9 protein-coding genes are annotated in these 14,024 nt (G+C 61.1%); 7 read left to right on the top strand and 2 right to left on the bottom strand.

What is annotated here, in order from left to right:
- Positions 1-201 precede the first annotated feature (201 nt).
- The gene (locus ACA056_RS13820; RefSeq protein ID WP_046046975.1) at positions 202-981 is read left to right on the top strand and encodes a TSUP family transporter; all 780 of its coding nucleotides are present in this window, start codon (positions 202-204) and stop codon (positions 979-981) included.
- Here ACA056_RS13820 and nudC read toward each other — a convergent pair.
- On the bottom strand, positions 949-1,779 hold the full coding sequence (nudC, locus tag ACA056_RS13815) for an NAD(+) diphosphatase (protein ID WP_497273396.1): 831 nt from the start codon (positions 1,777-1,779) through the stop codon (positions 949-951). The genes ACA056_RS13820 and nudC overlap by 33 nt on opposite strands.
- A 6-nt stretch (positions 1,780-1,785) precedes the next feature.
- The gene (locus ACA056_RS13810; RefSeq protein WP_497273395.1) at positions 1,786-2,598 is read right to left on the bottom strand and encodes a crotonase/enoyl-CoA hydratase family protein; all 813 of its coding nucleotides are present in this window, start codon (positions 2,596-2,598) and stop codon (positions 1,786-1,788) included.
- 561 nt (positions 2,599-3,159) lie between these two features.
- Between ACA056_RS13810 and glgA the strand changes: the two genes are divergently transcribed.
- The 6 genes from glgA (at position 3,160) to glgX (ending at position 14,024) form a co-directional block, all read left to right on the top strand.
- A complete protein-coding gene (gene glgA, locus ACA056_RS13805) occupies positions 3,160-4,746 on the top strand; it encodes a glycogen synthase GlgA (RefSeq protein ID WP_497273394.1) in 1,587 nt (528 codons plus the stop codon).
- Positions 4,747-4,759: 13 nt separating this feature from the next.
- Positions 4,760-6,556 (top strand): malto-oligosyltrehalose trehalohydrolase, encoded by a 1,797-nt coding sequence (treZ, locus tag ACA056_RS13800; protein ID WP_497273393.1) that lies wholly within the window; start codon positions 4,760-4,762, stop codon positions 6,554-6,556.
- Positions 6,553-8,631 carry a 4-alpha-glucanotransferase gene (gene malQ / locus ACA056_RS13795; protein WP_497273392.1) on the top strand — a complete coding sequence of 693 codons (2,079 nt, stop codon included), beginning with the start codon at positions 6,553-6,555 and terminating at the stop codon, positions 8,629-8,631. Before treZ ends, malQ begins: the two co-directional genes overlap by 4 nt.
- Positions 8,628-11,411, top strand: a complete 2,784-nt coding sequence (locus tag ACA056_RS13790) for a malto-oligosyltrehalose synthase (protein ID WP_497273391.1) — start codon at positions 8,628-8,630, stop codon at positions 11,409-11,411. The genes malQ and ACA056_RS13790 overlap by 4 nt, the downstream gene beginning before the upstream one ends.
- A 21-nt stretch (positions 11,412-11,432) precedes the next feature.
- Positions 11,433-11,750, top strand: a complete 318-nt coding sequence (locus tag ACA056_RS13785; protein WP_497273390.1) for a DUF2934 domain-containing protein — start codon at positions 11,433-11,435, stop codon at positions 11,748-11,750.
- Positions 11,751-11,864: 114 nt separating this feature from the next.
- Positions 11,865-14,024, top strand: a complete 2,160-nt coding sequence (gene glgX, locus ACA056_RS13780; RefSeq protein WP_497273389.1) for a glycogen debranching protein GlgX — start codon at positions 11,865-11,867, stop codon at positions 14,022-14,024.

The following is a 14,024-nucleotide window of genomic DNA, read 5'->3' as shown; positions in this document are numbered from 1 at the left end:
TCGTCTGGGCTGACGCCATCGTCGGATCGCCGCCCGGAGACAAGCTCGCTCCCACATTGATCTGTGCAACGCCGCAAATCTCCTGTGGGAGCGAGCTTGCTCGCGATAGGGCCAGACCGGTCGCCGCGAAGATTGGATATAGGTAAGATATCGGCCCTTCCCCGCAGCCCTGTCCTGCACCCCGCCGAATAAGCCGATTCCATGCCTTTCGAACTCAGTGTTGACCTCACCACCCTGGCCATTCTGGCCCTCGTCGCTTTCATTGCCGGTTTCATCGACGCCATTGCCGGCGGCGGCGGTCTGTTGACCACTCCGGCGCTGCTGACCGCAGGCCTGCCGCCACACCTGGTGCTGGGCACCAACAAACTCAGTTCGACGTTCGGCTCGGCCACCGCCAGTTTCACCTTCTACCGACGCAAGCTGTTCCATCCAAGGCAGTGGATGCACGCCATTGTCGGCACCTTGGTGGGCGCGTTGACCGGTGCTGTGGTCGCCCACTACTTGCCCGCGGAATGGCTGAACAAGATGCTCCCGGTGATCGTTTTCGGCTGCGGCGTCTATCTGTTGTTTGGCGGCACACCGAAGGCGCCACTGGACAGCGACGCACCGATCAAGAAAAAGTGGCAATCGACCCAAGGCTTCGGCCTGGGCTTTTACGACGGCGTGGCCGGTCCCGGCACGGGCGCGTTCTGGACCGTCAGCACGATGCTGATGTACCCCATCGACCTGGTGAAGGCCAGTGGTGTGGCGCGCAGCATGAACTTCGTCAGCAACATTGCGGCACTGTCGGTGTTCGTGTTTTCCGGGCAAGTGGACTGGATCATCGGCCTGAGCATGGGCCTGTCGGTGATGGTCGGGGCGTTCTTCGGAGCTCGCACCGCCATCAGCGGCGGTGCGAAGTTCATTCGCCCGGTGTTCATCACCGTGGTGCTGGGCTTGACCGTGCGGTTAGCCTGGCAACACTGGTTCAGCGTGGCCTAAGCGCCGCGCCACATAGACGTCGATCAGGTAACGGGCAATCGAGCGTGACGCCGGCAACGGCGGCAGCTCATGAACGTTGAACCACTGGGCGTCTTCGATTTCGTCTTCCTGACACACGATCTCGCCACCGGCGTATTCGGCATGGAAACCCAGCATCATCGAATGCGGGAACGGCCAGCACTGGCTGCCCATGTACTGGATGTTCTTGACCTCGATCTGCACTTCTTCGCGGACTTCGCGAATCAGGCAGTCTTCGGCCGACTCGCCCGGTTCGGCAAACCCTGCCAACGTGCTGTAGACCCCGGCGACAAAGCGTGGCGAACGGGCCAGCAGCACCTCATCGCCCCGGGTCACCAACACGATCATGCTCGGCGAAATGCGCGGGTAACTGCGTAAATCACACGGCTCGCAATACATCGCCCGTTCCCGGGTCACTTGGGTCATCGCCTGCCCGCAGTTACCGCAAAAGCGGTGCTCGCGGGCCCAGGTGCCGATTTGTGCGGCATAACCGAGCACTTTGTAGAGCGTATGGTCGCCTTCGAGCATGAACGCCCGCAGCCCCTTCCAGTTGCAGCCCGGCACATCGCTGTGACTGCGCAGCTCCAGTAAATAGACCGGTTCGCCGTCCAGGTGACCGATGCCATGTTCGGCGAGGATCGACAGGTCCTGGCGCTTGAGCCATTCGCGGGGGAACAACGCGCCATTGTCATCGAACAGAAAGCCTTCGGGGCTGCGCGCCACGGCCCAACCGCCAGGTTGGTCGGTGTCCAGTACTGCAGTGGTCCAGCGTGAAATCATTTTTAATCAATCCAGAAATTCGGGTTTCTGTTTGCTCATATGGGCGGCCATGGCCACGCGCAGATCGGTGGATTGCAGCATGGCGGCGTTCCAGGTGGCGACGTATTCAAGGCCGTCGTCGATGCGATGGTCGCGCATGTAGCTGATCATCTCCTTGGTGCCGGCGATCGCGATCGGCGACTTGCTGGCGATCTCGCGGGCTATGCCCATGACACCGTCGAGCAGGCTGGCGGTGTCGCTGTAAACACGATTGACCAGGCCCATGTCACGCGCTTCTTCGGCACCGAACGTGCGACCAGTGTAAGCCAGTTCACGCAGCATGCCGTCACCGATGATCCGCGGCAAGCGTTGCAAAGTGCCAACGTCGGCCGCCATGCCGATGTCGATTTCCTTGATCGAGAATTGCGCATCTTCGGCGGCGTAACGCATGTCGCAGGCCGCAATAAGATCGATGGCGCCGCCCAGGCAATAACCCTGAACCGCAGCCAGTACCGGCTTGCGGCAATTGTCGACGGCATTGAATGACGCTTGCAGGGCGAGGATCTTGCGGCGCAGCAGGCGCGCGTTGCGCCCCACGTCCTTGCCCAGTTCATTGGCCACGCCGGCCAGCATCATCAGGTCGATGCCGGAAGAAAAATGCTTGCCCGCACCACTGAGCACCACCACCCGGACTTCGTCGGTGTCGTCGACCCACTGGAAAATCTCGATGATTTCGCTCCAGAACGCGGCATTCATCGAATTGATCTTTTCCGGCCGGTTGATCTGCACATGGGCAATTTTATCGGCCAGTTCGACGGTGAACGCAGTGTACTGAGACATGGCAGTGATCCTTTACCAAGCAGAAAATGAGGCCCGGACTATAACAAGGCATCAAGGCCGGCCGTAAGGCAGCGGTTCGGCCAAAAAAGGGACTTGTGAGCTACGCACCACAACAGTGCGCGAAGATTGCCGCGCTTCGCACATTCATGTGACATCTCGAATATTTTTTGAGGCAAAACGGTAAAAAAACATGCCCTTCGTCGGTGCGTTTCCCCTCCAAGCGGTACGTCCGTACCTCTTTAAACCGATTGTCGAACAATTTTGCCATCTGGCCTCCCCCGCTCTAAGTTCTGGCCTAGACTCAGTTCCGCGGGTCGAAACCGGCCGGTCACAAAGCGGAAAGAAAGTCGAAACTTTTGCCGGTCGTGACGGGTCAGGTTAAAGGGAGGTGCGTTGCGACTGGTGCAATCCTTGCAACGATCTCTACAGCCATTCTGCTTCATCGTATTGGCAGCGCTTGCTCACCGATGCGTAGCGCGTTTGCGCCCGGCCACAGGAATTGGCCACGAAACACCGTTTGTGCCAGACCTAAGAATTAGATCAACAACACGGGAGATTCATATGATCAGTGCGGCTTTAGATATTCAGGGAGAACGTGCTCATCAGCAGGTCGGCGAAACGAGCGCCGTGAGCGCCCCCAGTCACCAATCGATCAGCGTCCCCGGCACCAAGACGCTGGCACCGGTGGCCAGTCAGAATCCCAACAAGAAGAAAGTGCTGTTCGTCACCTCGGAGATCGCCGATCTGGTGAAAACCGGTGGTCTGGGCGACGTTTCCGCAGCGCTGCCGCGAGCCATGGCTCATTTGCACGATGTGCGAGTGTTGATCCCCGGTTACCCGCAAGTGCTGCACAGCGAAAACCCGATTCATATTATTGGTGAGCTCGGTGGCCACGCCGCGTTGCCACCTTGCAAGATCGGGCGCATGGACATGCCCGACGGTCTGGTCATTTACGTGTTGATCTGCCCCGAACTCTACGAGCGCGAGGGTTCGCCTTACGGTGCCAACAACGGCCGCGACTGGCCGGACAACCACATTCGTTTCGCCCGCCTGGGCCTGGCAGCCGCCGATATCGCCGCCAATCTGGCACAAATTCACTGGTGCCCGGACCTGGTGCACGCCCATGACTGGCCTGCCGGTCTAGCACCCGCTTACATGCACTGGCGTGGACAGCGCACCCCGACGCTGTTCACCATTCATAACCTCGCCTATCAGGGCGTGACCAGTCTTGGCTCGTGCCCGGAACTGGGTATTCCCCTGCATGCCTTGCAACAGGACGGCATGGAGTTCTACGGCAAGATGTCGTTCCTCAAGGCCGGCATGGCGTACTCGAGCCACATCACCACCGTCAGCGCCACCTATGCCCAGGAAATCACCACCCCGGCCTTCGGCTGCGGTCTCGACGGTTTTCTTGCCGCCAAGACCCAGCAAGGCCTGCTCAGTGGCATCCCCAATGGCATCGATGAAAGCTGGGACGCCGCCACCGACCCACACCTGTTCTGCCCCTTCAGTATCGGCGACTGGGAAGGCAAAGCGGTCAACGCTGCCCACGTGCGTGAGCTGTTCGGCCTGGACGCCTGCGAAGGTCCGCTGTTCGCCGTTGTTTCGCGACTGGTCTATCAGAAAGGCCTGGACCTGACCGAAGCCGTCTCCGAGTACATCGTCAAGTCTGGCGGGCAGATCGCGATCATCGGTCGTGGCGAGCCGGAAGAAGAACAAGCCATGCGTGAACTGGCCCTGCGTTTTCCAGGCCAGATCGGCGTGCGCATCGGTTTCAACGAAACCGACGCCCGTCGCATGTTCGCCGGCAGTGATTTCCTGCTGATGCCTTCGCGTTACGAGCCTTGCGGCCTGAGCCAGATGTACGCCCAGCGCTTCGGTTCGTTGCCGGTGGCACGCAACACCGGCGGTTTGGCCGACACCATTGAAAACGGCGTGACCGGTTTCCTGTTCGACGAATCCACGGCCGAGAGTTACGAGGAAGCCCTGAGCCGGGCCTTCAAGGTTTTTGCCTTCCCCGACCTGCTCAATGCCATGCGCTGCCGGGCCATGGCCGCGCCTTTCAACTGGTGCAAGGCGGTCGAACCATACGCCGAACTCTACGAAAAACTGGTGACCAAGGCACTGGGTAAATCGGGCAAACATTAAGAGGTTTTCAAAGATGCCGTTACGGACCCTTGAGACCTGGCCCCACGGCGCAATCATGCTGGACGCAGAGCACACGCGTTTTGCCTTGTGGGCGCCAGATGCGTTTTACGTCAGTGTCGAACTGGAAGATGGACAGTCCTTGCCACTCCTGCCCCAGGCAGATGGCTGGTTCGTGATCAACACCCGCTGCCCCGCCGGCACGCGTTACCGCTACAACATCGACGGTGAGCTCGAGGTGCCCGACCCGGCCTCCCGCGCGCAGGCCGGTGATATCGACCGCCACAGCGTGGTGGTCGATCCACTCGCGTATCAATGGCAACACAGCGCCTGGCGCGGGCGGCCGTGGAATGAGGCGGTGATCTACGAATTGCACGTCGGTGCGCTCGGCGGCTTCAGCGAAGTCGAGCAGCACCTGGCGCGCCTCGTGGAGCTGGGCATCAGCGCGATCGAACTGATGCCCCTGGCGCAGTTCCCCGGTGATCGCAATTGGGGTTACGACGGGGTTCTGCCCTACGCGCCCCAAGCCTCCTATGGCACTCCCGAACAACTCAAACACCTCATCGACACCGCCCACGGCCATGGCCTGGCGGTGATCCTCGACGTGGTCTACAACCACTTCGGCCCGGACGGCAATTACCTGCATCGCTACGCCAAAGGCTTTTTCCGCGAAGACAAGCACACCCCATGGGGTGCGGCCATCGACTTCCGGCGGCGCGAAGTGCGGGACTTCTTCATCGACAATGCGTTGATGTGGTTGCTGGAGTACCGCTTCGATGGTTTGCGTCTGGACGCGGTGCACGCCATCGAAGATCCGGACTTTCTTCAGGAACTGGCGCAAAAAGTTCGCCAGCAAACCGATCCGGCCAGGCATGTGTGGCTGACCGTTGAAAACGAACACAACCAGGCCAGCCTGCTCGAAGAAGGCTTCGACGCGCAGTGGAACGACGACGGCCACAATGCCTTGCACGTGCTGCTGACTGGCGAAACCGACGCCTATTACGCCGACTATGCGCAAAACCCCACTGAACAACTGGCTCGCTGCCTGAGCCAGGGTTTTGTGTTTCAGGGCCACGTGACCCGTCACGGTACAACCCGTGGCGAGCCCAGCGGTCATTTGCCGCCCAGTGCTTTCGTGCTGTTTCTGCAAAACCACGACCAGATCGGCAACCGCGCCTTGGGCGAACGGCTGCATCAACTGGCCAACCCCGACGCACTAAAGGCCGCCACCGCCTTACTGTTGTTGTCACCGATGATCCCGCTGATGTTCATGGGCGACGAGTTCGCCGCCCAGCAACCGTTCCTGTTCTTCACCAGCCATCACGGTGAACTCGCGGAGTTGGTCCGCGAGGGACGACGTAACGAGTTTGCCGCCTTCAGCGCGTTTGCTGATCCGCACAAACGCGAGCAGATTCCCGACCCCAACGCGCGCCAGACCTTTGAGGCTTCACGCCCCGAGCTGACATCAACCCGACAATCCGCCATGCACGACCTGTATCGCCAGCTATTGCAGATCCGCCATCAGCAGATCATTCCCCGCCTGCCCGGTGCTCAAGCATTGGGCGCGGACGTGCTGGCTACGGGCGCGGTAACGGCGCGCTGGCGACTGGGCGATGGCAGCCTGCTGTGCATTGACCTGAACCTCAGCGACACACCTGTGGTCCACTCCCCGCAGGCCGACGCTTCGTTGTTGTTCGAATACCCGCCACAGTCAGCCGGTCTGTTGGATCAGGGCACGCTTGCCCCGTATTGCGCGCTAGTCAGCCTCACGGCCGCAGCCCCTTTGCTACCCCCGGATGGAGAGCGCCCATGAGCGATGCGCAACTGGAAATACTGGCCAGCCGAGCTGGTCTGGCTGTCGACTGGATCGACGCCAACGGCCGCCCACAGAAAGTCGCTCCATCAGTGTTACGCAACGTCCTCACCGGACTCGGTCACCCGGCCGGCAGCGCTCAGGAAATCGACGCCAGCCTGCTGGAACTGCAGCAGGTGCAACAAACCCGACACCTGCCGCCGCTGCTGACCGCAGACTTCGGTGTCGGCCTCAGCCTGGCGCATTACTTTGAGCCGGAAACACCGTGCGAGATCCACCTTGAAGATGGCTCGCGGCTCAACCTGAAACTGGATGCCGAGGCGATACTCCCCGGCCTGATCCCGGTCGGTTATCAGCACGTGAGCATCGACGGGCAGGAATTTACCTTGGCCGTGGCACCGACGCGCTGCCATAGCGTCGGCGATGCCGTCGACAGTCCGATCCCCCGCGCCTGGGGCCTGAGCGTGCAGTTGTACTCGCTGCGTCGTCCAGGCGATGGCGGTTTCGGCGATACCCAGGCGCTGGAAGACCTGGCCCGGGTGGCCGGCGAACGCGGCGCCGAAGCGCTGGCGATCAGTCCGCTGCATGCGATGTTCGGCAGCGACACCCAGCGTTACAGCCCTTATTCGCCTTCCAGCCGTTTGTTCCTCAACAGCCTGTACGCCGCACCGGGCGCCATCCTGGGTGATCGAGCGTTGCGGACCGCGATTGATGCAACCGGTCTGGCGGCAGAACTCAAACACCTCGAAGCCTTGCCGTTGATAGATTGGCCGGTGGCGGCCGAAGCCAAACATCGTCTGTTGCAGGCGTTGTACGAAGGCTTTGTCCAGGGCGAACACCCGTTGCATGCCGACTTCAGCAGCTTCCGCCACGCCGCTGGCGAAGCCCTGGAAAACCACTGCCGCTTTGAAGCCATTCAAGAAGCCCGCGCCGCCAAGGGTGAAAGTCTCGACTGGCGGCAGTGGCCCGAGCAATGGCAAAACCCGCGTAGCGCGGCCTTGGCCGAATTCGCCGAAGAGAACGCCGGGCGCATAGGCTTCTTTGCCTTCTGCCAATGGCTGATCACGCGGTGCCTGGAACGCGCACAAACCGCCGCCCGCAGCGCCGGCATGAGCATTGGCCTGATCGCCGATCTGGCGGTGGGTGCCGATGGCGGTGGCAGTCAGGCCTGGAGTCGTCAGGACGAGTTGCTCGCCTCACTGACCGTGGGTGCACCACCGGACATCCTCAACCGCACCGGTCAGGGCTGGGGGATTTCCGCGTTCTCGCCCGAAGGCCTTGTGCGCAATGGCTTTCGTGCCTTCATCGAAATGCTCCGCGCCAATTTTGCCCACGCCGGTGGCCTGCGCATTGATCACGTCATGGGCCTGCAACGACTGTGGGTGATCCCCAATGGTGCGTCACCCGCCGACGGCGCCTACCTCTATTACCCGGTGGACGACCTGCTGCGTTTGCTGACCCTCGAGTCCCATCGCCATCAGGCCATCGTCCTCGGTGAGGACCTCGGCACCGTGGCTGACGGTCTGCGAGAAAAGCTCATCGCCCGCTCGATCCTCGGCATGCGCGTGCTGCTGTTCGAACAGGACAACGCGCACTTCAAAACGATTCTCGACTGGCCGGACAACGCCCTGGCGACCACCAGCACCCATGACCTGCCGACGCTCAATGGCTGGTGGCATGGCCACGATATCGACTGGAACGCCCGACTGGGCCTGGTCGACGCCCCCGGTGAAATCGAATGGCGTCACCACCGCGAACGCGAGCGTGAAGGCCTGCGCCGGGTGTTGAGCGAGGACCCGCAGAACTTTCGCGAAGAGTCCCATGAAACCGATCAGGTGCTCGACGCAGCGATACGCTTCCTCGGCCATACCCGTGCGCCGCTGGTGTTGCTGCCACTGGAAGATGCCCTGGGCATCGAACAGCAGGCCAACTTGCCCGGCACCACCGACACGCACCCCAACTGGTCCCGACGCTTACCCGGCGACAGTGAAGCCTTGCTCGATGACCCGGACGCCGCCCGGCGCCTGGAACTGCTTGCCTGTGCGCGGCTTCAGGCGGCCGAGCGTGACCAATGAAGCAAACGCTTATCCCACCGCTGCGGGCGACCCTGCGGCTGCAGTTCCATAAAGACTTCACACTGGACGATGCGGTGCCGCTGGTGCCGTACTTCGCCAGCCTCGGCATCAGCCATGTCTATGCGTCACCCCTGCTGAGCGCCCGCGCCGGTTCCATGCATGGCTACGACGTCGTTGACCCGACCACGGTCAACCCGGAGCTGGGCGGCGAAGCGGCGCTGCGGCGTTTGGTCAGCGCATTGCGCGAGCAGAACATGGGGCTGATCCTCGACATCGTCTCCAACCACATGGCCGTCGGCGGTGGCGATAATCCCTGGTGGCAGGATTTGCTGGAATGGGGACGCCTGAGTCCTTATGGCGAGTTCTTCGACATTCAGTGGCATTCGCCCGACCCGTTGATGGAAGGCCAGTTGCTGTTGCCCTTCCTCGGCAGCGACTATGGCATCGCCTTGCAGGACGGCACCCTGCCCCTGCGCTTCGATGCGCAAAAGGGCGCGTTTTATGTCGAGCACTATGAGCATCACTTCCCGATCTGCCCGACCCATTTCGGCGAACTGCTCAGAACCGATGACCCGCTGACCGCCGAATCGCTCAAGTCGCTGGCAGACCGTTTCAGCACCTTGAGCTACCAGACCGACGCCCACAGTCTGGCGATGCCGCTGAAAACAGAGTTGCGTGAACTGGCTAGCGATCCGGCGATTCTGCAGGCCATCCAGCAAAACCTCAGCGCTTACGACTCGCTCACCGCCGAAGGCTTCCAGCGCCTGCACCAGTTGCTTGAACACCAAAGCTATCGCCTGGCCAGTTGGCGCACGGCGGCAGATGACATCAACTGGCGGCGTTTTTTCGATATCAACGAGCTGGGCGGCCTGCGGGTCGAACGCCCCGCCGTGTTCGAAGCCACCCACGCGAAAATCTTCGAGCTGGTGGCCGAAGACCTAGTTGACGGTCTGCGCATCGACCACATCGACGGTCTCGCCGACCCTCGGGGTTACTGCCGCAAATTGCGGCGGCGGGTCGACAGCCTGTCGCCGGATCGGCACCTGCCGATCTACGTCGAGAAAATCCTCGGCGAAGGTGAAACCCTGCACCGCGACTGGTCGGTGGATGGCACCACCGGTTACGAGTTCATGAATCAGCTGTCGCTGCTGCAACACGCACCCGAAGGCGCCGACACCTTGGGCGAACTGTGGAATCGTTACAGCGAACGGCCCGCCGATTTCCGTCAGGAAGCGCAACTGGCCCGCCAGCAGATCCTCAACGGCTCCCTCGCCGGAGACTTCGAAAGCGTCGCCCAGGCCCTGTTGCAAGTGGCCCGGGATGACCTGATGACCCGCGACCTGACCCTCGGTGCGATTCGTCGGGCGTTGCAGGAACTCATCGTGCATTTCCCGGTGTACCGCACCTACATCAGCCCCCGGGGGCGTTCCGCTGAAGACGATGTGTTTTTCCAGCAAGCCATGGACGGTGCCAGGCAAACCCTCGGTGAGGCCGACTGGCCGGTGCTCGATTGCCTGGCCCGCTGGCTGGGTGGTGAATCATGGCGAAAACGCCCGTTGGGCCGGCCGCGCAAGATGCTCAAGCATGCCTGTGTGCGTTTTCAGCAACTGACGTCGCCGGCAGCAGCGAAGGCCGTGGAAGACACCGCGTTCTATCGTTCAGCGACGTTACTGTCGCGCAATGACGTGGGCTTCAGTACCGAGCAGTTCAGCGCGCCGGTGGCCGATTTCCATGCGGCTTGCGTCAACCGTCTCGACGAGTTCCCCGATAATTTGCTGGCCACCGCGACCCACGACCACAAACGCGGCGAAGACACCCGCGCGCGCCTGGCGGTGCTGAGCGAGCGCAGTGCCTGGTACGCCGAGCAAGTGCCGCTCTGGCAGGCCCTCGCCCGGCCCTTGCGCGACGACGACCAGATGCCGACTTCGGGCGATGAGTTGATCCTCTATCAAGCGATCCTCGGCAGCTGGCCGCTCGATTTGCGCAGTGACGATCAAACAGCCTTGGAGAACTACACTCAACGTGTGTGGCAGTGGCAACAGAAAGCCTTGCGCGAAGCCAAGTTGCAAAGCAGCTGGAGCGCGCCAAACGAGGCTTATGAACAAGCGGTTCACCAATTCCTGCAACGTCTGCTTCTGAGCCCCGAAGGTGAACTGCTACGCGCGGCCCTCGGCAAAGCAGCCAACAGCATCGCCGTCCCCGGCGCACTCAATGGATTGGCGCAAACCTTGCTGCGCATGACCGTGCCGGGGGTACCTGACCTGTATCAGGGCAACGAGTACTGGGACTTCTCGCTGGTCGATCCTGACAACCGCCGGCCGGTAGATTACGCCAGCCGTCAGCAGTCGATGCAGACGCCATTGGAGCTGCCCGAATTGTTGGCTAACTGGCGTGACGGGCGCATTAAACAAGCGCTGATCGCTCATGTGTTGAACCTGCGGCTCGAGCACACCGAGCTGTTTCGGCGAGGGACATATCAAGCCCTTGAAGTCGTCGGCAGCCAGGCTCACCGAGTGCTCGCATTTGCTCGCGCGCTGGAAGGAAAACGCGCCATCGTGATCGTGCCGATACGTTGCGCCGAATTGCTGAAAAACAGTGCCGAACCCCGGATTGACGCGCCGCTGTGGGGCGATACACGGGTCAAATTACCGTTCACCCACCCTGATGCACATTTGAAGGGACTTTTTTCACGCACAGCAGTCACACCCCAAAGGGAGCTGAACATCAGCGCCGCGCTAGGGGATTTCCCAATCAATGTTTTTATCCAAACTACCCCTTGAGTTCAGTTCAGGAGCATTGCGATGAGTACCAACGATAAACGCATCCGCGAATTCGCCTATCAGATCTGGGAGTCGGAAGGAAAACCCGAGGGCCAGGACGCTCGCCACTGGGAGATGGCCCGCAAACTGGCTGAAGCCGAAGCCCTGGCACCGAGCAAATCGCCAAAAGCCGCTGGCAGCAAAACCGCCGGCGCCAAGGCCCCTGCCAGCAAAACCAATGGCAAGGCAGCGGAGCCAAAAACCAAAGCCAAGCCCGCAGCTGCCTCCAAGGTGATCCCTCCGGGCGAAAAAGCCACGGAGAAAAAGCCTCGAGCGGCGCGTAAACCGCCCGCTGTCTGACGCCTCTCACCTGTGTCCTGATTGACCTCGTGGCGAGCTTTCTCGCCACCGAGGGCTCGCTCGCCCTCAAAAAAAACCAGAGCCAAGAACTGTCCCCCTTTTGCAGGAGCACCTATGACCAGTCCAAAGAAAGCCGCGCCAGAACCTCAGGTCGAGGCCTCGCGAATCCGTGAAGGCTTGCCCTTCCCGCTGGGCGCGACCTGGGATGGCCTAGGGGTCAACTTTGCCTTGTTTTCCGCTAACGCCACCAAGGTCGAGCTGTGCATCTTCGATGATGCCGGCGAGGTCGAACTGGAACGCATCGAGCTGCCGGAATACACCGACGAGATCTACCACGGCTACCTGCCCGACGCGCATCCGGGGATGATCTACGGCTACCGTGTCTACGGCCCGTACGACCCGGCCAACGGTCATCGCTTCAACCACAACAAACTGCTGATAGACCCCTACGCCAAACAATTGGTCGGCCAGTTGAAATGGTCCGAAGCGTTGTTTGGCTACACCATCGGCCACCCCGACGCCGACCTCAGTTTCGATGAGCGCGACAGCGCCCCGTTCGTGCCCAAGTGCAAAGTGATCGACCCGGCTCACACTTGGGGCCACGACCATCGGGTCAGCGTGCCGTGGGACAAGACCATCATTTATGAGACTCACGTGCGCGGTATCAGCATGCGTCATCCCTCCGTCCCCGAGAATGTGCGCGGCACCTTTGCCGGGTTGATGGTCGATGACGTGCTGGAACACATCCGCAAACTCGGCGTGTCGACTGTCGAATTGCTGCCGATTCATGCCTTCGTCAACGACCAGCATCTGTTGCACAAGGGCATGACCAATTACTGGGGCTACAACAGCATCGCGTTCTTCGCCCCCGACCCGCGTTACCTGGCCAGCGGCAAGATCGCCGAGTTCAAGGAGATGGTCGCGCACCTGCACGAAGCCAATCTTGAAGTGATCCTCGACGTGGTCTACAACCACACCGCCGAGGGCAACGAACAAGGCCCGACCCTGTCCATGCGCGGCATCGACAACGCCTCCTACTACCGCTTGATGCCCGATGACAAGCGTTTCTACATCAACGATTCCGGCACCGGCAACACCCTGGACCTGAGTCACCCGTGCGTGCTGCAAATGGTCACCGACTCCCTGCGCTACTGGGCTTCGGAAATGCACGTGGACGGTTTCCGCTTCGACCTGGCGACCATTCTCGGGCGTTACCACGATGGCTTCGACGAACGTCACAGCTTCCTTGTGGCCTGCCGTCAGGACCCGGTACTGCGCCAGGTGAAGATGATTGCAGAAGCCTGGGATTGCGGCCCCGGTGGTTATCAGGTCGGTAACTTTCCGCCGGGTTGGGTCGAGTGGAATGACAAATTCCGTGACACCGTGCGTGCGTTCTGGAAAGGCGACGACGGCCAACTGGCGGACTTCGCCAGTCGCATGACCGCCTCCGGCGAGATGTTCAATCAGCGTGGCCGGCGCCCGTATGCCTCGGTGAACTTTGTCACCGCCCACGACGGTTTCACTCTGAACGACCTGGTGTCGTACAACGACAAACACAACGAAGCCAACGACGAGAACAATCAGGACGGCAGCAATAACAACCTGTCCTGGAACCACGGCGTCGAAGGCCCGACCGACGATCCTGAGATCAATGAGCTGCGTCAGCGCCAGATGCGCAATTTCTTTGCCACGCTGCTGCTGTCCCAAGGCACGCCGATGCTGGTGGCCGGCGACGAATTCGCCCGCACCCAGGAAGGCAACAACAACGCTTATTGCCAGGACAGCGAGATCGGTTGGGTCAATTGGGACCTGAGCGAAGACGGCAAGGCCCTGCTCAAGTTTGTTAAACGGCTGATCAAGTTGCGCCTGGCCTACCCGATCCTGCGTCGCGGTCGGTTCCTGGTGGGCAATTACAACGAGGACATCGGCGTCAAGGACGTCACCTGGCTCGCGCCGGATGGCAGCGAAATGTCCATCGAACAATGGGAGGAAGGCCATGGCCGCTGCCTCGGCATGCTGATGGATGGCCGCGCCCAGGAAACCGGCATCCGCCGCAAAGGCGCCGACGCCACCTTACTGTTGGTGGTCAACGCGCATCACGACATCGTCAATTTCCTGCTTCCGGAAGTGCCCGACGGCGGTTTCTGGACCTGCATGATCGACACCAATCAACCGTCGATTCGGGGTCAGGAACGCTTCGAGTTCGATCACGAATATTCGGTTACTGGCCGTTCGCTGCTGCTGTTCGAATTGCAGCGTGAGGAAGAAGAGTGA

It is taken from the genome of Pseudomonas sp. LBUM1666, from assembly GCF_059695775.1.
This window is presented reverse-complemented; position numbering and strand designations above follow the sequence as displayed.